Source organism: Agromyces mediolanus (assembly GCF_014648575.1).
Classification (GTDB): Bacteria; Actinomycetota; Actinomycetes; order Actinomycetales; family Microbacteriaceae; genus Agromyces; species Agromyces mediolanus.
Genome location: NZ_BMRJ01000003.1, coordinates 186933 through 208275 on the forward strand (window position 1 = coordinate 186933; position 21343 = coordinate 208275).

General features: G+C 70.4%; 24 protein-coding genes. 5 read left to right on the forward strand and 19 right to left on the reverse strand.

The window, feature by feature from the left end:
* The coding region (locus IEY71_RS14945; RefSeq protein ID WP_189086154.1) for a DUF4192 family protein at window positions 1-1120 on the reverse strand (1120 nt) is incomplete at its 3' end.
* A gap of 213 nt (window positions 1121-1333) precedes the next feature.
* Here IEY71_RS14945 and IEY71_RS14950 point away from each other — a divergent pair.
* A complete protein-coding gene (locus IEY71_RS14950; protein WP_189086155.1) occupies window positions 1334-1831 on the forward strand; it encodes a methylated-DNA--[protein]-cysteine S-methyltransferase in 498 nt (165 codons plus the stop codon).
* Window positions 1828-2433, forward strand: coding sequence for a DNA-3-methyladenine glycosylase I (locus IEY71_RS14955; protein WP_189086156.1), 606 nt, complete (start codon window positions 1828-1830; stop codon window positions 2431-2433). Before IEY71_RS14950 ends, IEY71_RS14955 begins: the two co-directional genes overlap by 4 nt.
* A gap of 36 nt (window positions 2434-2469) precedes the next feature.
* Here IEY71_RS14955 and IEY71_RS14960 read toward each other — a convergent pair whose 3' ends face one another.
* The 15 genes from IEY71_RS14960 to IEY71_RS15030 all read right to left on the reverse strand — a co-directional run bounded on the left by IEY71_RS14960 (window position 2470) and on the right by IEY71_RS15030 (window position 15385).
* Entirely contained in the window at window positions 2470-3249 is a 780-nt protein-coding gene (locus tag IEY71_RS14960) for a YaaA family protein (RefSeq protein ID WP_189086157.1), read from the reverse strand.
* Window positions 3249-3821, reverse strand: a complete 573-nt coding sequence (locus tag IEY71_RS14965; protein ID WP_189086158.1) for a P-loop nucleotide/nucleoside kinase family protein — start codon at window positions 3819-3821, stop codon at window positions 3249-3251. The genes IEY71_RS14960 and IEY71_RS14965 overlap by 1 nt, the downstream gene beginning before the upstream one ends.
* 31 nt (window positions 3822-3852) lie before the next feature.
* Window positions 3853-4113, reverse strand: a complete 261-nt coding sequence (locus IEY71_RS14970) for a F0F1 ATP synthase subunit epsilon (protein WP_189086159.1) — start codon at window positions 4111-4113, stop codon at window positions 3853-3855.
* 2 nt (window positions 4114-4115) lie between these two features.
* The gene (gene atpD / locus IEY71_RS14975; protein ID WP_189086160.1) at window positions 4116-5570 is read right to left on the reverse strand and encodes a F0F1 ATP synthase subunit beta; all 1455 of its coding nucleotides are present in this window, start codon (window positions 5568-5570) and stop codon (window positions 4116-4118) included.
* Between the two features lie 22 nt (window positions 5571-5592).
* A complete protein-coding gene (locus IEY71_RS14980) occupies window positions 5593-6489 on the reverse strand; it encodes a F0F1 ATP synthase subunit gamma (RefSeq protein ID WP_189086161.1) in 897 nt (298 codons plus the stop codon).
* Window positions 6490-6533: 44 nt separating this feature from the next.
* Complete coding sequence (gene atpA / locus IEY71_RS14985; RefSeq protein WP_189086162.1) at window positions 6534-8174, reverse strand: F0F1 ATP synthase subunit alpha; 1641 nt, start codon at window positions 8172-8174, stop codon at window positions 6534-6536.
* Between the two features lie 87 nt (window positions 8175-8261).
* Window positions 8262-9053 (reverse strand): F0F1 ATP synthase subunit delta, encoded by a 792-nt coding sequence (locus tag IEY71_RS14990; RefSeq protein WP_189086163.1) that lies wholly within the window; start codon window positions 9051-9053, stop codon window positions 8262-8264.
* A gap of 3 nt (window positions 9054-9056) precedes the next feature.
* Window positions 9057-9617 carry a F0F1 ATP synthase subunit B gene (locus IEY71_RS14995; RefSeq protein WP_189086164.1) on the reverse strand — a complete coding sequence of 187 codons (561 nt, stop codon included), beginning with the start codon at window positions 9615-9617 and terminating at the stop codon, window positions 9057-9059.
* A 30-nt stretch (window positions 9618-9647) separates the two neighbouring features.
* Window positions 9648-9884 (reverse strand): ATP synthase F0 subunit C, encoded by a 237-nt coding sequence (atpE, locus tag IEY71_RS15000; RefSeq protein ID WP_108390493.1) that lies wholly within the window; start codon window positions 9882-9884, stop codon window positions 9648-9650.
* A 45-nt stretch (window positions 9885-9929) separates the two neighbouring features.
* Window positions 9930-10709 carry a F0F1 ATP synthase subunit A gene (gene atpB / locus IEY71_RS15005; RefSeq protein ID WP_229781782.1) on the reverse strand — a complete coding sequence of 260 codons (780 nt, stop codon included), beginning with the start codon at window positions 10707-10709 and terminating at the stop codon, window positions 9930-9932.
* Window positions 10710-10905: 196 nt separating this feature from the next.
* Window positions 10906-11379: a Cg1360 family ATP-synthase-associated protein gene (locus tag IEY71_RS15010; protein WP_189086166.1), complete on the reverse strand. Its 474-nt coding sequence runs from the start codon at window positions 11377-11379 to the stop codon at window positions 10906-10908.
* Window positions 11376-12656 (reverse strand): MraY family glycosyltransferase, encoded by a 1281-nt coding sequence (locus tag IEY71_RS15015; protein WP_189086167.1) that lies wholly within the window; start codon window positions 12654-12656, stop codon window positions 11376-11378. Before IEY71_RS15015 ends, IEY71_RS15010 begins: the two co-directional genes overlap by 4 nt.
* Window positions 12653-13447: an L-threonylcarbamoyladenylate synthase gene (locus IEY71_RS15020; RefSeq protein WP_189086168.1), complete on the reverse strand. Its 795-nt coding sequence runs from the start codon at window positions 13445-13447 to the stop codon at window positions 12653-12655. Before IEY71_RS15020 ends, IEY71_RS15015 begins: the two co-directional genes overlap by 4 nt.
* 105 nt (window positions 13448-13552) lie before the next feature.
* Window positions 13553-14392: an ABC transporter permease gene (locus tag IEY71_RS15025; protein WP_189086169.1), complete on the reverse strand. Its 840-nt coding sequence runs from the start codon at window positions 14390-14392 to the stop codon at window positions 13553-13555.
* Between the two features lie 60 nt (window positions 14393-14452).
* Complete coding sequence (locus IEY71_RS15030) at window positions 14453-15385, reverse strand: ATP-binding cassette domain-containing protein (RefSeq protein WP_189086170.1); 933 nt, start codon at window positions 15383-15385, stop codon at window positions 14453-14455.
* 114 nt (window positions 15386-15499) lie between these two features.
* Here IEY71_RS15030 and IEY71_RS15035 point away from each other — a divergent pair, with 114 nt between their 5' ends.
* On the forward strand, window positions 15500-16534 hold the full coding sequence (locus IEY71_RS15035) for a TetR/AcrR family transcriptional regulator C-terminal domain-containing protein (RefSeq protein ID WP_189086171.1): 1035 nt from the start codon (window positions 15500-15502) through the stop codon (window positions 16532-16534).
* A 9-nt stretch (window positions 16535-16543) separates the two neighbouring features.
* On the opposite strand, the gene prmC is transcribed toward IEY71_RS15035, so the two are convergent.
* Entirely contained in the window at window positions 16544-17422 is an 879-nt protein-coding gene (prmC, locus tag IEY71_RS15040) for a peptide chain release factor N(5)-glutamine methyltransferase (protein WP_189086172.1), read from the reverse strand.
* A gap of 112 nt (window positions 17423-17534) precedes the next feature.
* Here prmC and cysK point away from each other — a divergent pair, with 112 nt between their 5' ends.
* A complete protein-coding gene (gene cysK, locus IEY71_RS15045; protein ID WP_189086173.1) occupies window positions 17535-18470 on the forward strand; it encodes a cysteine synthase A in 936 nt (311 codons plus the stop codon).
* Between the two features lie 4 nt (window positions 18471-18474).
* Window positions 18475-19059, forward strand: a complete 585-nt coding sequence (epsC, locus tag IEY71_RS15050) for a serine O-acetyltransferase EpsC (RefSeq protein ID WP_189086174.1) — start codon at window positions 18475-18477, stop codon at window positions 19057-19059.
* A gap of 28 nt (window positions 19060-19087) precedes the next feature.
* On the opposite strand, the gene IEY71_RS15055 is transcribed toward epsC, so the two are convergent.
* Window positions 19088-20056, reverse strand: a complete 969-nt coding sequence (locus tag IEY71_RS15055) for a hypothetical protein (protein ID WP_189086175.1) — start codon at window positions 20054-20056, stop codon at window positions 19088-19090.
* Window positions 20057-20262: 206 nt separating this feature from the next.
* Window positions 20263-21339, reverse strand: a complete 1077-nt coding sequence (prfA, locus tag IEY71_RS15060) for a peptide chain release factor 1 (RefSeq protein WP_189086176.1) — start codon at window positions 21337-21339, stop codon at window positions 20263-20265.
* Window positions 21340-21343 lie beyond the last annotated feature (4 nt).

A 21343-nucleotide genomic window follows, 5' to 3' on the forward strand; every position in this document is an offset into this window, starting at 1 on the left:
GCTCGCGACGCTCGTCCTGGCGCACGAAGGCCCACTCGGGGAGCGCCCCCGAACCGAGGTAGGTGTCGAGCAGCCGTGCCATCGCGTGATCGGGATCGATCTCGAGCGCGCGGTCGAGGTGCGAACCGGCACGGCTCCCCCGCCCGAGGGCCCAGTGCAGCCAGCCGGCGACGCAATGCACCCCCGGCCGGTAGCTCCGTGGCAGGTCGACGAGGAGCCGCTCGACGAATTCGATTCCGGCCTCGACTCGCTTCGTCTCCGGCCTGAGCCTCGTGCGGCCGAGATACAGCTCGGTGACGAACTCCTCGGATCCTCCCGATGCATCGCGCAGCGACGCGTCGGCCGCATCGTCACCGGTCGGCGAGAAGCCGGCGACGCCCTGGAGCGCGATCTCGCCGACCGAGGTGCCGAACGCGATCTGCAGCACGATCGCGTCTCGGAACACCGCTGATGCGGAGAGCTCGGCGAACCAGGCCCCCTGCGCCGCGGTCGCCGCCGGCTCGAGCAGCACCCGCTCCACGAGCTCGATCGGATCGATCTGCCCGCCGAGCTCGCGCTGGAGCCACTCGATCGAGCCGTGCTCGCGCAGGGCGACGAGGCGCCGACGCAGCCGAGCAGCTCGAGCGCGGTCCGAGCTCGGCGGAGGCGGTTCCTCGGCGAGCTCGGCGAGCACCGGGAGCTCGGCCGCCGCCGCGTCGATGAGCTCGAGCTCGCGCCCGCGCACCGGGACCGTCGGATCGACGACGGAGCCCCAGCCGGTCGACGCCACGATGAATCCGTCGCGAACCTCGAAGCCCGCGTCCTCGAGCCGTGCGCTCGCCCGCTCGATCAGGCGCCGTTCGGCTGCGGCCGCCGACCGTGGATACTCGCGGTCGGTGTAGACGGTCACGATCACGCCCTCGGCCTGCTCGATGCGGCACACGGCGCCGACCACGGCCGCCACGAGCACGGGATGATCCGCCATGCGTCGCGGGAGGTCGTGCCGCAGAACCCCGATGACGGTGCTGCCGCGGAAGGCCACGCACACGAGCGAACGACGGAGCGAGGTGCCGGCCAGCTGTGGAAGGAGGGCGAGGAACTCGTGTCCGCCGACGGCGCGGACGGTGATCTGTTTCGTCATGCGCCAAAGCCTCTGCGCCGGGCGAGGGGCTCCTCCCCCGCCGAGCAGCTTCTGTGGAGCGCGGGTTCGTACCGCGGAATGGGGAGGACGGATGCCTCGATGCTCCGAGACTCGATCCGACGCTTCTCCCCCACATCCGCCGACTTCATGCGCGCTTCCACAGGTGTCCGATTCCCGCGAGCCGCCGTCGGTGGCCGCAGCTACGCTCGAAACATGAGCAACGTCTTCCTCCTCCGTATCGATTCCCCCATCGGGCGCATCGAGCTCCTCGGCGACGACGAGCACCTCGTCGCGTTGACGATCGAGGACGCCGACGGCTCGTTGCCCCACGACGACGAGCCCGAGCGTCCGAACCCCGTCCTCGAGCTCGCCCGCGAGCAGCTGTCCGAGTACTTCGCCGGTACGCGCACCGACTTCGAACTTCCGGTGCGACCTACGGGCGGCAGCGACTTCCAGCGCGCCGTGTGGGCCGAGCTCGCGCGGTTGCACTGGGGCGAGGCGACCTCGTACGGCGCCCTGGCCCAGGCCGTCGGCCGCCCGGGTTCCGCGCGAGCGATCGGTGGTGCGGTCGGCGCCAACCCGATCCCGATCGTGATCGGGTGCCATCGGGTGCTGGCCTCCGACGGGCGCATCACCGGCTACTCGGGCGGACAGGGCATCTCCACCAAGCTCTGGCTGCTCGGGCACGAGCAGATCGGCTTCGCCGCGTGAGCGTTGCACGCCCCGACCTCGTCGTCGGTGACGACGGAATCACCCGCTGCGCCTGGGGCGCGGGCGACGCCGAGTACTCCCGCTACCACGACGAGGAGTGGGGCACGCCGATGCGAGACCCCGTGCGGCTGTTCGAGAAGCTCTGCCTCGAAGGCTTCCAGGCCGGGCTCTCGTGGATCACGATCCTGCGACGCCGCCCGGTGTTCCGGGAGGTCTTCCACGGTTTCGATCCCGTCCGAGTCGCCGAGATGGACGAGCACGACGTCGAGCGACTGCTCGGTGACGCGCGGATCATCAGGCATCGCGGCAAGATCGAGGCCACGATCCAGAACGCTCGAGCGACGCTCGCCCTCGACACCCCGATCGACGAGCTGCTCTGGTCGTTCGCACCGCCGCCCCGCGACGCGCCGTTCGCGAGCTTCGCCGACGTCCCCGCGACGACGCCCGAGTCGACGGCGATGAGCAAGGAACTCCGCCGGCTCGACTTCCGCTTCGTCGGCCCGACGACGATGTACGCGCTCATGCAGGCCGCGGGCATGGTCGACGATCACCTCGCGGGATGCTTCCGTTCCCCGAGCCAGGCGAGCGAGCCGGGGAGCTGATCCGCCGGAAAACGCTGCGGCCCGGACCGCGCGCCGCTAGGCCGCGAGCAGCTCCAGCTCGCGCACGGCCGGCTCTGCGGTCGCGCTCCCGGCCGCGGCGCCGGCGCCGAGGCTGAGCTCGAACCCAGCAGACCGTGCCCAGGCGATCAGCGCGTCGACGTCGTCGAGGGGCTCCGGACGTGCGGTGAGCAGCGCACGGGTGAACTCCCCCTTCGCGCGCTTGTTGAAATGATTGAGGGCGCGCTTTCGGCCGTCACCGTCGACGGCGACGACGCGCACGAACACGGAACCGGGCGGTGCCGGGCCGAGTTCGACGTAGCCCTCGGAGCGAAGGTCGACGACGAGCCCGTCATGCGCGGCGAGCGCAGTTGCGATCGGCTCCCGCCAGAGCTGCTTCAAACGGCGGCCGGGCACCCGTGAATCGTGCGACAGCCGGTACGCAGGGATCGGATCGAGCGCCCCCACGAGTCCGAACAACGCCGAGTGCACGACGACGTGCCGACCGGCGTAGGCGCGCGCACCGGCGTCGAGACTCGGCGCGTCGAGGGCGTCGTACAGCACGCCCGTGTAGCGGTCGAGGGCCGGCATCGTCGGCGACGTCGCGAGCCGTCGGTCGTGCTCGACCTCGGCCGCCGAACGCGGTCCGAGCTTCAGGGCGCGCATCGCGGCATCCTGATCGGCGGCGAGTTCCACCACAGCCGCCACGAGCTCGGCGCGGATCCGCTCGAGCGAGGGGTACGACAGCGCGTCGAGACGAAGCGGCGGCAGCGCTCCCCCGGTGCGCTTCGTCTCCGAGGGCGGAAGGACGAGCAGCACTACGAGGCGATGAACGCGAGCACCGCGTCGACGTTCTCGCCGAGGGAGCGGACCGAGTCGATCGTCACGCGCGGGAGGGCCGCCGACGGGCCGTTCCAGGCGGCGTAGCCCTCGAGGCTCTGCTCCACGGCGCGCCACGTGGTCTCGTCGAGGTGCGGGAGATTCCGCTCGCGCTTCTCGAGGCGGGAGCGGTGCACGCCCTCGTCCGAGCAGACGACCTCGATGACCCGGAGCCGGGCGTCGGTGCGCTCGGCGAGATCGCGCCACTGCAGCCGCGCGGCCTCTGCGGCATTCACCGCGTCGACGATCACGGTGCGGCCGGCTTCGAGCTCCTTGCGCGCGATCTCCTCGGCGACGAGATACGCGGCGAGGCCGGTGGGCTGATCCGCATCGATGCCGGCACGAAGCACGGCTGACTCGATCGGATCGACCGACACGACGGTGGCGCCGAGGCGGGCGCCGACGATCTCACCGATCGTCGACTTCCCCGCGCCCGGCAGCCCCGCCATGACGATGAGCTGGGTGACCGCGAGGTCACCGAACTGGCGGTCGAACGGCTGCTCCCCAGGCATCCGCGAACTCCTTCTCAGCTGGGTGGATCGCTCAGACGAGCGCGGCGCGAGACGCCACGATCTGAACCGAGTTCTGCTGCACCGAGAGGAAGCCCTCCTCCGCGTTCGCGGTGAGCTTCTCCCCTCCGTCCAGCGTCACGCGGACCTCGCCGCCGGCGAGGATCGCGAGCATGGGCTCGTGACCCGGCAGGATGCCGATCTCGCCTTCGACGGTCTTCGCGACCACCATCGCCGCCTCGCCCGACCAGACTTCCTGGTCGGCCGAGACGACGCTCACGTTGAGGGCGGCCATGATCAGCCGTTCTCCTTCTGGATCTGCGCCCACTTCTCTTCCACGTCCGAGATCGGGCCGACGTTGAAGAAGGCCTGCTCGGCGACGTGGTCGAAGTCACCGCGGGCGATAGCGTCGAACGACTCGATGGTGTCCTTCAGCGGAACCGTCGAGCCCTCGACACCCGTGAACTTCTTCGCCATGTAGGTGTTCTGCGAGAGGAACTGCTGGATGCGGCGCGCGCGGGCCACGGTGATCTTGTCTTCCTCGGAGAGCTCGTCGACACCGAGGATCGCGATGATCTCCTGGAGCTCCTTGTTCTTCTGGAGGATCTGCTTCACCGTAGTGGCGACGCGGTAGTGGTCGGCGCCCAGGTACCGCGGGTCCATGATGCGCGACGTCGAGGTCAGCGGGTCGATCGCCGGGTACAGACCCTTCGAGGCGATCTCACGCGAGAGCTCGGTGGTCGCGTCGAGGTGCGCGAACGTGGTGGCCGGGGCCGGGTCGGTGTAGTCGTCGGCCGGCACGTAGATCGCCTGCAGCGAGGTGATCGAGTGGCCACGGGTCGAGGTGATGCGCTCCTGGAGGATACCCATCTCGTCGGCCAGGTTGGGCTGGTACCCCACCGCGGACGGCATGCGGCCGAGCAGCGTGGAGACCTCCGAGCCCGCCTGCGTGAAGCGGAAGATGTTGTCGATGAAGAGGAGCACGTCCTGCTTCTGGACATCACGGAAGTACTCGGCCATCGTCAGCGCCGACAGCGCGACGCGGAGACGCGTGCCCGGCGGCTCGTCCATCTGGCCGAAGACGAGGGCGGTCTTGTCGAAGACGCCCGCCTCCTCCATCTCGTGGATGAGGTCGTTGCCCTCACGGGTGCGCTCGCCGACACCGGCGAACACCGAGACGCCACCGTGGTCCTGCGCGACGCGCTGGATCATCTCCTGGATGAGGACCGTCTTGCCGACGCCCGCACCACCGAACAGGCCGATCTTTCCACCCTGCACGTACGGGGTGAGGAGGTCGATCGACTTGATGCCGGTCTCGAAGAGCTGCGTCTTCGACTCGAGCTGGTCGAAGGCCGGGGGCTTGCGGTGGATCGGCCAGCGCTCGGTGACCTCGATGGTCTGCCCGGGCTCGAGGTTCAGCACCTCGCCGATCACGTTGAAGACCTTGCCCTTGGTGACGTCGCCGACGGGCACCGAGATCGGCGCGCCGGTGTCCTTGACCTCCTGGCCGCGGACGAGGCCGTCGGTCGGCTTCAGGGCGATCGCGCGGACGACGTCGTCGCCGAGGTGCTGGGCGACCTCGAGCGTCAGGGTCGAGGTCTCGCCGCCGATGGTGACCTGCGTGGTCAGGGCGTTGTAGATGTCGGGGATCGAGTCGTGCGGGAACTCGATGTCGACGACCGGGCCCGTCACGCGGGCGATCCGGCCGACCGCGACGGCCTGGTCAGCGACCATGTCGATGGTGTCAGTCATTCTGCTCACTCTTTCTGGATTGCTACTTGGCGACGACGAGCGCGTCCGCGCCGCCCACGATCTCGGAGATCTGCTGCGTGATCTCGGCCTGGCGAGCGTTGTTCGCGAGGCGGGTGTAGTCGGTGATCAGCTTGTCGGCGTTGTCGGAGGCCGACTTCATCGCCTTCTGCGTCGCGGCGTGCTTGGCGGCAGCCGACTGCAGGAGGGCGTTGAAGATGCGGCTCTCGATGTACACCGGAAGCAGCGCGTCGAGCACCGTCTCGACGTCGGGCTCGAACTCGTAGAGCGGCTGCACCGTGGCATCCGGCTCCTCGACGCCCTCGACCACCTCGAGCGGCAGCAGGCGCACGACCGTGGGGGTCTGCGTCATCATGCTCACGAAGGTGTTGTAGACGACGTGGATCTCGTCGACGCCGCCGTCGGAGGCGTCCCGGAGGAAGGCCTCGAGCACGGCGTCGGCGATCTGCTTCGCCAGCTCGAACTCGGGGTTCTCCGAGCTGCCGGTCCACTGCTGCTCGAACCCGCGGTGGCGGAACTGGAAGTATCCGACCGCCTTGCGTCCGACGAGGAAGTACACCACCTCTTTGCCCTGCGAGCGGAGGAGCTCGGCGAGCTCCTCCGCCTCACGCAGGACCTGCGAATTGAAGGCGCCGGCGAGGCCGCGGTCGCTCGTGAGGATCACGACGGCCGCACGCTCGATCTTCTCGGGCTCGGTCGTCAGCACGTGGTCGACGTTGGAGTACGTCGCCACGGCCGAGACGGCACGGGTGATGGCCCGCGAGTACGGCGTCGACGCCGTCACTCGGGCCTGCGCCTTCTGGATGCGCGAGGCGGCGATGAGCTCCATCGCCTTGGTGATCTTCTTCGTCGTCTGGGCAGACTTGATCTTCTGCCGGTAGACCCGAAGTTGCGCTCCCATGTCTCTCCTGTATCCCTGGTGACCTGGCTAGATCGCCGGATGCCTCAGCGGCGACCCTTGACGATCTTCTCCTGGTTGACGTCTTCCTCGGCGATAGCCTCGAACTGCTCGCTGCCGACCGAGGCGAGGGGCTTGCCCTCACCGGTCTGGAACTCGCTCTTGAAGGTCGAGATCGCCGACTCGAGCTTGGCGATGGTCTCGTCCTCGAGCTTGTTGGACTCGCGGAGCACCGTGAGGGCGTCCGAGTTGCGGCGCAGGTAGTCGAGGAACTCCGACTCGAAGCGCAGGATGTCCTCGACCGGGACCTCGTCCAGGTGGCCCTTGGTGCCGGCCCAGATCGAGACGACCTGGTCCTCGACGGGGTACGGCGAGTACTGCGGCTGCTTCAGCAGCTCGGTCAGGCGCGCACCGCGGGCGAGCTGACGACGGCTCGCCGCGTCGAGGTCGGACGCGAACATCGCGAAGGCCTCGAGCGAGCGGTACTGGGCCAGCTCGAGCTTGAGCGTGCCGGAGACCGACTTGATCGACTTGACCTGCGCGTCACCGCCGACTCGCGAGACCGAGATGCCCACGTCGACCGCCGGACGCTGGTTCGCGTTGAAGAGGTCGGACTGCAGGAAGATCTGGCCGTCGGTGATCGAGATCACGTTGGTCGGGATGTACGCCGAGACGTCGTTCGCCTTGGTCTCGATGATCGGCAGACCGGTCATCGAGCCGGCGCCGAGCTCGTCGGAGAGCTTGGCGCAACGCTCGAGCAGGCGCGAGTGCAGGTAGAACACGTCGCCCGGGTAGGCCTCGCGGCCCGGCGGACGGCGGAGGAGGAGCGACACGGCGCGGTAGGCCTCGGCCTGCTTCGACAGGTCGTCGAACACGATGAGGACGTGCTTGCCGGCGTACATCCACTGCTGGCCGATGGCCGAGCCGGTGTACGGCGCGAGGTACTTGAAGCCCGCCGGGTCGGAGGCCGGCGCGGCGACGATGGTGGTGTACTCCATCGCGCCGGCGTCCTCGAGGGCGCCCTTCACGCTCGCGATGGTCGAGCCCTTCTGGCCGATCGCGACGTAGATGCAGCGGACCTGCTTGGTCGGGTCGCCCGACTCCCAGTTCGCCTTCTGATTGATGATCGTGTCGATCGCGATGGCGGTCTTGCCGGTCTGGCGGTCGCCGATGATCAGCTGGCGCTGGCCGCGGCCGACGGGGATCATGGCGTCGATCGCCTTGATGCCGGTCTGCATCGGCTCGTGCACGCTCTTGCGCTGCATGACGCCGGGCGCCTGGAGCTCGAGGGCGCGACGGCCCTCGATGCCCGTGATCTCGCCGAGGCCGTCGATCGGGTTGCCGAGCGGGTCGACGACGCGGCCGAGGAAGCCCTCGCCCACCGGGACGGAGAGGACCTCGCCCGTGCGGGTGACCTCCATGCCCTCCTCGATGCCGGTGAACTCGCCGAGCACGACGACACCGATCTCGTCCTCGTCGAGGTTCTGCGCCAGACCCAGGGTGCCGTCGGCGAAGCGGACGAGCTCGTTCGCCATGACCGAGGGCAGGCCCTCGACGTGGGCGATGCCGTCGGCCGCGTCGGTCACGTACCCGACCTCGGTCTTCTGCGCCGCGCCAGGCTCGTACGCCTGAGCGAACTCCGAGAGAGCCGAACGGATCTCATCGGGGCTGATGGAGAGTTCTGCCATTGCCTTTTCCTTTTCCTGGGCTGGCCTGTACCGCGGTACAGCTACTGATGTGTCGCGGCGCGGGACGCCGGTCGTTGTCGTCCGGCGTCAGCCGGCAAGCTTCTGCCGCAGCTCGTTGAGGCGGCTGGCGACGCTGCCGTCGATGACCTCGTCGCCGATCTGCACGCGGACTCCGCCGACGACGGCGGGGTCGACGATGGTGTCGAAGCGGATGGCACGGCCGGCCTGTGCGGCGAGGCCGCGCTCGAGCCGGGCGAGCTGCTCGGCGGTGAGCGGGACGGCGGTCGTCACGGTCGCGACCTCGAAGCCGCGCTCGTCGGCGACCACGGACGCGGCGCCCCGGAGCATCTCGCCGATGCGGCGGCCGCGGGGCTGCTGCACCAGGTGACGCACGATGGCGACCGTGGCGGGCGAGGCCTTGCCGCTGAGCAGACGGTCGACGAGCGCCGCCTTCGGCTCGGGGCCGCCGAGCTTCGAGCCGAGCGCGAGCTCGAGCTCGGAGTCGCCGGCGACCGTGCGGTCGAAGGCGAACAGCTCGGCGTCGACCTCGGCGTCGCCGGACGCACGGGCTGCGACCCGGATGCCGAGCTCCTCGGCACCCGCCAGGAAGTCCGCGGCGCTCGACCAGCGGCTCGACGCGGCGCTCACGAGGAGCGAGGCCGCGCCGGCCGAGATCTTGCCGCCGAAGACCGACTCGACGAGCGCGCGCTTCTGCGCGGCATCCGCCTCGTTGTCGGTGAGTGCGGTGCGCAGCTGCGGCGTGGCACCGATCACGCGAACGGCGGCGAGCAGTTCGCTCGCGACCGACAGCTCGGCCGGGCCGAGCGCACCGAGTGCGGTGCGCGTGGCGGCCAGGGCCTGGGTCGTGGCGCTCCCCATGGGCTAGTTCTTCCCTCCGGCGGTGGCCGTGTCGGCCTCGAGATCGGCGAGGAAGCGGTCGACGACCGCCTTCGCCTTCGCGTCGTCGGACAGCGTCTCGCCGACCACGCCCGAGGCGAGGTCGATGGCGATGGTGCCGACCTCGCTGCGCAGCGAGACGAGCGCGGACTGGCGCTCGGCCTCGATCTGCGCCTGCGCGCTCGCGGTGACGCGAGCGGCCTCGGCGACCGCGGTGTCCTTGGCCTCGGCGACGATCTGCTTGCCGTCCTCGCGGGCGGTCTCGCGGATACGACCGGCTTCGGCGCGCGCGTCGGCGAGCTGAGCGGTGTACTCCTCGAGGGCCGCTTCGGCCTTGCGCTGAGCCTCATCGGCCTTCGCGATGTTGCCTTCGATGGCCTCGGCGCGCTCGTCGAGCATCTTCTGGACGCGCGGCAGCACGTACTTCCAGAAGAAGACGAGGATGATGACGAAGCAGACGGACGACCAGATGATGTCGTACCACTCCGGGATCACCGGGTTCTGCGTCGACTCCTCCGTCGCAGCCTTGAGTACTGCGTGAAGCACAGTGGCCTCCTAACTCGCTGCGGAAGGGGACTAGTTGGTGAAGATGAAGTAGGTGGCGATACCGATGAAGGCCAGCGCCTCGGTGAAGGCGATACCGATCCACATCAGCACCTGCAGGCGGCCGGCGAGCTCGGGCTGGCGGGCCACGCCCTCGATCGTCTTGCCGACGACGATGCCCACGCCGATGGCCGGGCCGATGGCAGCGAGGCCGTAGCCGACCGTCGCGATGTTGCCGTTGATCTCAGCGAGAACGGTGGTTGCGTCCACGTTGGGGTTTCCTTTCTTAGGGATTGGTGTGGGCGGTTGCCCGGCTCAGTGCTCTTCCGCGACCGCGAGCTGGATGTAGACCGCGGTGAGAAGAGCGAAGACGTATGCCTGCAGCACGGCGACGAGGATCTCGAAGAGGGTGAACGCCAGGCCGAAGGCGAGGCTGCCCACGCCCAGGAGCTTGAACAGCCCGGGCGCCGTGAAGAAGAAGAACTGCGTGGCCGAGAAGAAGAGCACGAGCAGGAGGTGGCCGACGATCAGGTTCATCATGAGTCGCAGCGTCAGCGTGACGGGACGGATGATGAAGGTCGAGATGAACTCGATCGGCGTGACGATGATGTACACCGGCCACGGGACACCCGCGGGGAAGAGCGCGTTCTTGAAGAAGTTCTTCGGGCTCTTGCGCACACCGGCGTAGATGAAGGTGATGTACGAGACGATCGCGAGGACCAGCGGCACGCCGATGACGGAGGTGCCGGCGATGTTCAGGAACGGGATGATGCCCGTGATGTTCATGAACAGCACCATGAAGAACATGGTGGTGAGGATCGGCAGGAAGCGCTTGCCGTCCTTCTTGCCGAGGAGATCTTCGGCGATGTTCACGCGGACGACGTCGAGGCCCATCTCGACGACGCTCTGGAAGCGACCGGGGACGACGCGCATGCGCCGGGTGCCGAGCCAGAAGAGCAGGAGGAGCGCGGCGACGGCGACGAAGCGCACCAGCATGATGCGGTTGATCTCGAAGGGCGTGTCCTCGAACAGGAGCGGGCCCGGGAAGAATTCGCCGATCGACGGGCCGTGGAATTCACCATCATCGGTTGACATCGGAACCAGCAGGTTCACAGCGTGTGCTAGCAGCGCGTTCTCCTGTTTCGGGGCGTGGAGCGGGGCTCTCGCGACGACGAACATCGGATACGGTTTCGCACACGCGCGAGCGGCGCAAACCGTAGGGGATCGCCGTCTACTCTAGCAATACTTCTACATCGAGACGAATTCGCCGTGGCCGGGAGTTTCGCCGGGATCAGTCCTCGGTGGGCGCCTTCGGGAGCTCCACATCGCTCGCGTAGGGCAGCCGGGACTTGGCCACGACGAGCACGTCGACGACGAGCGAGGCGAGCACGCCGGCCACGATGCTGAGGAAGAGCACCGTCGGGTCGAGCCAGTCGACGCCGCGCAGGACGACGACGAGCACGATGAAGACGATGAACTTCACGATCCAGCCGCCGAGGACGACGCCGAAGAAGATGCCGACGAAGAGGTCGCTGTTCGCGTAGCGGTTGGCGAGGAGGATGCTCGCCGAGGTGATGCCCATGAACACGACGGCCATCACCGTGCCGATGAGGGCGCTCACGAGACCGGGCACCCCGGCGAAGACGAGGCCGAGCACCGAGCTCACCACCAGGATCACGGCGGCCAGGAGGCCGCCCCAGGTGAGCGCCCGGCGGAGCACCGGGTTCGAGGTGGGCGTGCGGTCTGCGGGGGCGACGTCGTTCATCGGGCTCCTGTTCCGGGGTCGCCCGATTCTACTGAGGGCGTCCCTGCGAGTTCGTCGAGCCCGTCGGCGTCGAGCGGCGCCTCGGGCGCTCCCCCGGCGGCGTTCACGGGCCCCTCGACCGGGCGCTCCTCCGCGGCGACCGTCTGACGCTTGCGCCGGCCGAGCGGAGCGAGCGTCAACGCGGTGCACACGACGAAGCCGACCCCGAGGAACACGAAGGCCCAGACCACGTCGAGGTCGAAGTAGACGGGGAAGACGTAGGTGAGGAGGCAGCCGACCGACGCCACGGCCGTCCAGCCGTAGAAGATGAGCACGGCGTTCAGGTGGCTGTGGCCCATGTCGAGCAGCCGGTGGTGCAGGTGCTTGCGGTCGGCCGTGAAGGGCGACTTGCCAGCGCGGAGGCGCCGGACGATGGCCAGGCCGAAGTCGAGCAGCGGGATGAGCAGCACGATGAAGGGCAGCAGGATCGGGATGAACGCCGCGAAGAGCTGCTCGAAGCCGACGCTGCCCGGGTTCAGCTGACCCGTGACCGAGATCGCGGACGTCGCCATCAGCAAGCCCACGAGGAGCGCACCGGCGTCGCCCATGAACAGCTTCGCGGGGCGCCAGTTCAGCGGCAGGAAGCCCGCGCAGGCGCCGACGAGCACGACGGCGATGATCGAGGCGAGATTGAAGTAGTTGGTCGGCGAGGTCTGCTGCACGAGCAGATAGGTGTAGACGAAGAAGACGCCGTTCGCGATGAGCGAGACACCCGCCACGAGCCCGTCGAGGCCGTCGATGAAGTTCACCGCGTTCATCACGAGCACGATGGCGAAGACCGTCACCGCGGCCGACATCCAGGAGGAGCCGACGGTGATGCCGCCGATCGGCAGCGAGACGATGGAGACGCCCTGCCAGGTGATGAGGCCGGCGGCGATGAACTGGCCGGCGAGCTTCGTCATCCAGTCGAGGTCCCAGAGGTCGTCCGCGACGCCGATGAGGACGATGAGCAGGGCCGCACCGAGGATCGCGAGCACCTGGCCCGGGTTCTGGAAGATGATGGCGACGTTCGCGAAGCGCGTCGAGCCGAGCGAGGACACGAACCAGGCGGCGCCGAACGCGGCGAGCACGCCGATGAACATGGCGATGCCGCCGAGCCTCGGGGTCGGCCGGGTGTGGACGTCGCGTTCGCGGATCTTCGGGTAGAGCCGGTACTTGAGGCTCAGCCGCCAGACCACGACCGCGCAACCGAAGGTGACGAGCGCGGCGAGGAGCGCGAGTGCGACGAACAGGGTCATGAGCGGGCGGCGTCCGTCCCGTCGGGGGCGCTCTCGGTCGCGTCGTCCGCGGTCGTCGCGGCATCCGCTTCGCTGGACGCCGCGGGGGCCGGGGGCTCCGCGATCGGGGCGAGGAGCTCCTCCCCCACCACCTCGGCGATGCGCTCGCGGGTGATGACCCCGGCGCGGACGATGCGCAGGAGTCCGCCGGAGGCGAGCGCCGTGGCGTCGACGATGGTCGAGGACAGGTCGCCCGGCCGTTCGCCGACCGCCTCGTAGCCCGTGCCGCTCGGCCCCGCCTCGAGGTAGACGGCGACCGAGTCGCCGAGCATGGCCTCGGCCTCCGCGGCGGTGGTGGCGCTGGGCCGGCCGGAGAGGTTCGCCGAGGAGACCGCGAGGGGGCCCGTCTCGCTCAGCAGTTCGAGCGCGATCGGGTGCGAGGGCATGCGGAGCGCGACCGTGCCCCGCGTCTCGCCCAGGTCCCACTGCAGCGAGGGCTGGGCGTGCAGGATGACGGTGAGGCCGCCCGGCCAGAACGCGGCGACGAGCTCGCGCACGGCGTCGGGTACCTCCGCGGCGAGGGCGTCCAGCGTGGGGATGCCGGGCACGAGCACGGGCGGCGGCGAGGTGCGCCCGCGGCCCTTGGCGTCGAGCAGTCGCTGCACGGCGTCGGGGGTGAAGGCGTCGGCGGCGAGCCCGTAGACCGTGTCGGTCGGCAGCACGACGAGCTCGCCCCGGCCGATCGCGCCCCTCGCGAGGCGCATTCCGGTGAGCAGCTGGGAGTCGACCGAGCAGTCGTAGATGGCAGTCATGACCTGCCGATTCTAGTCCGGGCCCACGAGCGGCGACGGCGTCCGGCCGGGGCGCGGCGGATGCCTCTGGCGACGCGCGCCCGAGGCATCCGCCGTGTCGGCGCCTCAGCGGCGGCCGGCCTTGCGCCGGAACAGCCAGGCACCCCAGACGGCCGCGACGAGCACGATGCCGAGGCACCACGCGAGCGCGATCCAGCCGGAGCTGCCGAGCGGAGTGCCGACGAGGAACGAGCGGATCGTCTCGATCACCGGGGTGATCGGCTGGTGCTCCGCGATCGGCCGGAGCCAGTCCGGCATGGTCTCGACGGGGACGAACGCGCTCGACACGTACGGCAGGAACAAAAGGATGAAGCCGTAGCCGTTCGCCGCCTCCGGGCTCGAGGCCGCGAGGCCGATCGCCGCGAACAGGTAGGTGATCGCGAGGATGTAGAGCGCGACGACGCCGAACATCGCGAGCCAGTCGAGCGCCGTCGCGCTCGGCCGGAAGCCGACGAGCAGGGCGACGCCGATGACGACGGCGGTGGCGAGGAGGTTCCGGATGACGCTCACGATCACGTGGCCCGTGAGCACGGCTCCGCTGCGCAGCGGCATCGTGCGGAAGCGCTCGATGATGCCCGTCGTCATGTCGCGCGACACCGAGACGGCGGTCGAGGAGGCGCCGAAGCCCGCGCACAGCAGGATGATGCCGGGCACGACGTAGTCGACGTAGCCGCCGCTCGGGTCGATCGCCTGGCCGAAGATGAAGGTGAACATCAGCATGAGCATCACCGGCAGCACGACGGCCATCAGGAGCGCTTCGGGGTCGCGGAGCTCCTGGAGCAGGCTCCGCGTCACGAAGACGCGCTCGGCGACGGTGCCGCGGATGCGGGGGCGGAGGGCGCGCGGCGGCGCGGCGGCCGTCGCGGTGCGCGCGGGCGGGGTGGTGGTGGTCGTGGTTGTGGTCATGGTCGTCCCTTCGTGGTCGCTTCGCTTCGCTGCGTCAGGTGGTCTCGCTCCGTCACGTGGTCACTTCGTCTCGAGCAGCTCGCCCGACCGGGCCGCCGACGCCGCGGTCCGTCCCGGTGTCCCGCCCGCGGTGATCGCGAGGAAGACGTCGTCGAGGCTGGGGCGGCGGATGCCGATGCGCGCGCCGGGCACGGCGCCGAGCTCGCTGCGGTCGAGTTCGTCGATGGCGCCGCGCAGGGCGTGCACGCTGCCGTCGGTGGGGATCTCGCGCAGGAGATCCCCGTCGGCGTCGCGGAGCTCGACGAACTCGCCGCCGACCCGCGCCTTGAGCTCGGCCGCGGTGCCCTCGGCCGCGATCACGCCGTGGTCGAGCACCGCGATGCGATCGGCGAGCCGGTCGGCCTCCTCGAGGTACTGGGTGGTGAGGAAGACGGTCGTGCCGGCGTCGGCGAGCGAGCGGATGATGGCCCAGAGCTCCTGCCTGCTGCGGGTGTCGAGCCCCGTCGTCGGCTCGTCCAGGAAGAGCACCGGCACGTCGACGACGAGGCTCAGCGAGAGGTCGAGTCGGCGACGCATCCCGCCCGAGAACGTGCTGACGCGGCGCTTCGCCGCGCCTTCGAGCTCGAAGCGGGCGAGCAGTCCGGCGGCCTTCGCGCGCGCCTGCCTGCGGTCCAGCCCGGACAACCGCCCGAGCATCACCAGATTCTCGATCGCGGTGAGCTCGCCGTCGACGGCGGCCGACTGGCCGGTCAGTGCGATGCGGCGCTGCACCTCGCCGGGCGCGGTGCGGACGTCGGCGCCGACGACGGTCGCCTCGCCCGCGTCCGCTCGGACGAGCGTCGTGAGGATGCCGATGGTGGTCGTCTTGCCCGCGCCGTTCGGGCCGAGCAGCGCGAAGATGCTGCCCGTCGGGACGGCGAGGTCGAGACCGGCGAGCACCTCCGTGCTGCCGTACCGCTTGCGCAGGCCGCGGGCTTGGATGGCGAGTTCCACGGGTGGTTCCCTTCGTCGATTGTCTGCGTATTACGCAAACTGTTTATGTCGCCTACAGTTGTTTAAGTAATACACAGTTCTAGACTGTGGTCAAGCCGAATCGAGGAGTGCCGAGTGAATCGACCCGAGCCGCCGACCGATCCCGAGCTGCCCCGCGGAGTGGCGCTGGCCTGGGGCATCGCCGCGCACCCCCAGCGCGGACCGAAGCGGGAGCTGTCGATCGAGCGCATCGTCGAGACGGCGATCGAGATCGCCGACGCCGAGGGGCTCGCCGCGGTCTCGATGAGCAAGGTCGCCACCGCGCTCGGCTTCACCACGATGTCGCTGTACCGCTACGTCACGAGCAAGGACGACCTCGTCCTGCTGATGCAGGAGGGCGCGAGCCTGCCCACGCCGCCGAGCGAATCCGTCGAGCGGCACTGGCGCGCCGGGGTCACGGCATGGGTGCTCGCCATGCGCTCGACGTACCGCGAGCACCCCTGGCTCGTGGATATCCCGATCTCGGGCGCGCCGATCACCCCGAACAGCCTCCAGATCGTCGACTGGTTCCTGCACGAGGTCCGGGAACTGCCGCTGAGCGACGGCGAGAAGATGTCGGCGCTGCTGCTGCTCACCGCCTACGTGCGCGCCACGAGCGCCCAGGAGCGCGATCTCAGCGCGGCGGGAGCGGACGGGGCGGATGCCTCCGGCTCCGCGGCGTTCGCGGCGCTCGCCGAGCTCGTGACGCCCGAGCGCTTCCCCTCACTCAGTCCGCTGTTCGCCGCCGGCGGCTACGTGCCGCCGCCCGAGGAGGTCGAGGAGGACGCGGACGCGGACTTCACCTTCGGGCTCGAGCGCATCCTCGACGGACTCCAGTACCACCTCGACCGCACCGCCGCGGCGGAGAACGCCGCGCCGGCAGGCGCGAACGCGCGCGCGAGCGAGCCCCGCCCCGAGGAGGACCCGATGCTCGTGCCCCCCCGCGAAGCGAAGGTGCGTGACGCGGCGAAGGCCAGGAAGGAAGCCGAGCAGAAGGTTCGCGAGGCCGAGAAGGCCCTGCGCGAGGCGCGGAAACGCGAGCGGGAGGCCGTCAAGCAGGCCCGCGAACGCGAACAGCACGCCCGGGAGAAGGAGCTGCAGGCGAGGCAGAAGGCCGCGCGGCAGAGCTGACCGCCGAGCTCAGCGCAGCGCGGTCGTCGCCCGGTCCCGGGCGGTGAGGTCGCGGTGGTGCGAGATGCCGCGCCAACCGTCGCCGGCGAGGAGCGCCGCGATCGGCGCCGCCTGCAGCTCGCCGTGCTCGATCACGAGCAGGCCGCCCGGGCGCAGCAGCCGGAGCGCCCGCTGCGAGAGCACCCGCACGACGTCGAGTCCGTCCGCCCCGCCGTAGAGCGCCATCGCCGGGTCGTGCAGCCACACCTCGGGGTCGCGCGGCACCGCCTCGTCGGGCACGTAGGGCGGGTTCGAGATCACGAGGTCGACCCCGCCGTCGAGCTCGGGGAGCGCGTCCGCCAGGTCCCCGTGCACCAGCGTGAGATTCGACCCCGCGAGCTCCTCGACGTTGCGGCGGGTCCAGTCGATCGCGTCGTCCGACTTCTCCACCGCGTAGACCCTGGCGTGCGGCACCTCGGTGGCCAGGGCGATCGCGATCGCCCCGCTGCCGCTGCCGAGGTCGACGGCGACCGGTTCGGGCGCCGCGACCGCGCGCAGGGCCTCGACCGCGAGCTCCGTCACCTGCTCGGTCTCGGGGCGCGGGACGAAGACGCCCGGCCCGACGCGCAGCTCGAGCGAGCGGAACGCGGCACGCCCCGTGAGGTGCTGGAGCGGCTCACGCCGCACACGGCGGGCCACGAGGCCGTCGAGCGTGGCGACCTCGGCGTCGGGCACCTCGGCGCCGACGACGAGCTTCGCCTGCACTCCCCCGCGGCTGAGCCCCATGACGTGGCCGAGCAGCAGCTCCGCGTCGACCTCGGGGTCGGGAACGCCCGCGGCCGCGAGTCGGGCCACCGTCTCCTCTCGCAGGTGACGCAGGGAACGGGCGGGCGGGTCGAACGAACTCACGCAATGGAATGTAACGCACACCCGGCTGTGAGGCTCCCGCCGTAGTCTGGCAGCGCCCGACCCAGTTGCGCTCCGCAGCGCCCGACCCGTTGCTCTCCGAGAGGGGCTCCAGATGGCCAAGATCTACGACGACATCACCCGGACGTTCGGCGGCACCCCGCTCGTGCGGCTGAACCGACTCACCGAGGGCGCCGGCGCCACCGTGCTCGCGAAGCTCGAGTTCTACAACCCCTCGGCCAGCGTGAAGGACCGGCTCGGCGTCGGCATCGTCGACGCGGCCGAGGCATCCGGCCAGCTGCAGCCCGGCGGGACGATCGTCGAGGGCACGAGCGGCAACACCGGCATCGCGCTCGCCCTCATCGGCGCGGCCCGCGGGTACCGGGTCATCCTCGCGATGCCCGAGACGATGTCGGCCGAGCGCAAGGCGCTGCTGAAGGCCTACGGCGCCGAGCTCGTGCTCACGCCGGGCTCCGAGGGCATGCGCGGCGCCGTCTCGAAGGCGGAGGAGATCGCCGCCTCCACGCCCGGCGCGATCCTCGCGCGCCAGTTCGAGAACGAGGCGAACGTGGAGATCCACCGCAGGACGACGGCCGAGGAGGTCTGGGCCGACACCGACGGCGGCGTCGACATCTTCGTCTCCGGCATCGGCACGGGCGGCACGCTGACCGGCACCGGGCAGGTGCTGAAGGAGCGCAAGCCCGAGGTGAAGATCGTGGGCGTGGAGCCCGCCGAGTCGCCGATCCTGAACGGCGGCGAGCCCGGCCCGCACAAGATCCAGGGCATCGGGGCCAACTTCGTGCCCGCGGTGCTCGACCGCGAGGTCTACGACGAGATCATCGACGTGAACATCGACCAGGCCGTCGCCACGGCGCGCCGGCTCGGGCAGGAGGAGGGCATCCTCGGCGGCATCTCCTCGGGGGCGACGGTCTACGCCGCGCTCGAGCTCGCGAAGCGCCCCGAGAACGCCGGCAAGACGATCGTCGTCATCGTCGCGAGCTACGGCGAGCGCTACCTGTCGACGGTGCTGTACGAAGGTCTGCTTGACTGATCGGGTGACGATCTTCTCGCGCCTGAAGGAAGACCTCGCGACCGCCCGTGCGCACGATCCCGCCGCACGGGGCGGTCTCGAGGTCTTCCTCGTGTATTCGGGGCTGCACGCCATCTGGACGTACCGGCTGACGCACCGGATGTGGCGCCGCCGCTGGCGCTTCCTCGCGCGGCTCGTCTCGCAGCTGGCGCGCTTCCTGACCGGGATCGAGATCCACCCGGGTGCGACGATCGGCCGGCGCTTCTTCATCGACCACGGCATGGGCGTCGTCATCGGTGAGACCACCGTCATCGGCGACGACGTGATGCTGTACCACGGCGTCACGCTCGGCGGGAAGGCGCCCCGCAACACCCCGCCCGGCACGAAGCGCCACCCCACCTTGGAAGACGGCGTGACGGTCGGCGCGGGGGCGAAGGTGCTCGGCGACATCACGATCGGCGCCTGGAGCGCCGTGGGGGCGAACGCGGTCGTCACGAAGGACGCCCCGCCGCACTCGCTGGTCGTCGGCGTGCCGGCCACCGTGCGCCCCCTCTCCAATGCCGCGGCCGACGCCGCGCGCGGCGTGCACGACTGGCACTGGCAGATCTGACGCGCACGGCGCGCGCTGCCGCGGCCGTTCATCGCCTTCGGGCCCGACCGCTCGAGGTGAGCCCCGCGTCGAGCAGGGCGCGAGCGAGCGGCACGCCCCGCCACGCGTCCTGCCAGCCCCAGCGCACGCAGCGCCACCCCGTCGTCGTTCGAATCGCCTCCGCCCGCTGTTCCTCTTCGAGGGCGGTCGCCGCCGTGCGCTGGCCGCCGCCGTACCTGGCGATGCCGTCGGCCTCGCCCCAGACCCCCAGGCCCGGCCAGGCGAAGTCGAGCCGAACGATCCGGCCGTCGGCGAGGGCGAGCTCGTGCTGCGTGAGCGGCGGCGGGAAGCCGTACTCCTCGAACCGGAGTCTGCTCAACGACTGGAGCGGACTCTCGGCCGCGGGGTCGGCGCGCGCGAGAACGGCCGCGACCCGCAGACTCCCCCGGAACGGGCGCCGACGCTCGAGGATCGCCACGAGCTCGTCGAGCCTGCAGGCGGGACGCCGATCACCGACGAGCCGTGGGCCGATCGCCGCATCCACCATCGCGAGCGCCGTCACGAGCGGCGAACGACGGCCGACCTCGAGCACCGCGTCGGCGAGCGAGGTGAGTCGGACGCCGCCCCGCGTCTCGACGACCGTGTCGTCGCGACGCCCCACTTCGATGACGCCGTTGCGGATGCGCCCGGAGGCGCCGCTCGCGAGGAAGGTCACCTGCGAGGGAACCGCGCCGACCGCCGGCATGCCGTGCAGCAGCGCGGACGTGTAGCCCGCGAAGACCGGGTGGTCGCGCTGTGCGGCCGCGGCGAACGCGGTCAGGACGTGGTGGTCGGCTCCGCGTGGCGGCGGATCGGCGCCGACCGGTGAGTAGACGCCCCGACGCACGCGCTGCAGCTCGCCGGCGCGCACCGCCCGCACGAGCTGCCCCTGCTGCCCGGCGCGCAGCACCGTCGACGCATGAATGAGCCCCTGCCGATCGATCGGCAGGGGCGGGGAGTCATCGGAACGGCTGGTCACCGCCCCAGCATCGGCCGAGCTGGGGGCGCTTCGCGGGCGCGAGCGTGATCCGTGGAGGCGGCAGCGGCGTACCGCGATGTGGAGGAGGAGCGAGGAGACGAACCGCGTCGCGCCCGCGCGCTGGGCGAGGAGACGCGGCGCGGCGAGCATGAACCAGCGCGCCTGCCCGAGACCGTGCCGGGGCCGCCTACCGCCGGGGAGCCGGCCTACTCGTCGCCGGAGACGGCCAGCTGCGACTCCTCGTCGGCGCGGATCGCCGACTCGATGATGGGGTCGAGGGCGCCGTTCATCACCTGGTCGAGGTTGTACGCCTTGTAGCCGGTGCGGTGATCGGCGATGCGGTTCTCGGGGAAGTTGTAGGTGCGGATGCGCTCGGAGCGGTCCATCGAGCGGATCTGCGAGCGGCGGGCGTCGGAGGCGGCCGCGGCGAGCTCCTCCTGCTGCCGGGCGAGGAGGCGAGCGCGGAGCACGCGCATGGCCGCCTCACGGTTCTGCAGCTGCGACTTCTCGTTCTGCATCGAGACGACGATGCCGGTCGGCAGGTGCGTGATCCGCACCGCGGAGTCGGTCGTGTTGACCGACTGCCCGCCGGGGCCGCTCGAGCGGTAGACGTCGATCTTGAGGTCGTTCTGGTTGAGGTCGACCTCCTCGGGCTCGTCGACCTCGGGGAAGACGAGCACGCCCGTCGTCGAGGTGTGGATGCGCCCCTGCGTCTCGGTGACGGGCACGCGCTGCACGCGGTGCACGCCGCCCTCGTACTTGAGGTGCGCCCAGACCCCCTGCGAGGGATCGCTCGCGTTCGACTTGATCGCGAGCTGCACGTCCTTGTAGCCGCCGAGGTCGGACTCGTTGCGCTCGAGGAGCTCGGTCTTCCAGCCCTTGGACTGCGCGTATTGGATGTACATGCGCAGCAGGTCCGCGGCGAACAGCGCGCTCTCGGCGCCGCCCTCGCCGCCCTTGATCTCCATGATCACGTCGCGGCCGTCGTCGGGGTCGCGCGGGATGAGGAGCCGCCGCAGCTTCTCCTGGGCCTCGGCGAGGGATGCCTCGAGCGCGGGCACCTCCTCGGCGAACGCCTCGTCCTCCTTCGCGAGCTCGCGGGCGGCCTCGAGATCGTCGCCGGCCTGCACCCAGGCGCCGTGCGCGGCGACGATCTTCGAGAGCTCCGCGTACCGCCGGTTCGCCTTCTTCGCGCGAGCGGGGTCGGCGTGCAGCGCCGGGTCGGCGAGCTCCTGCTGGAGCTCGCCGTACTCGGCGATCAGCGGTCGGACGGTTTCGAACATCGGC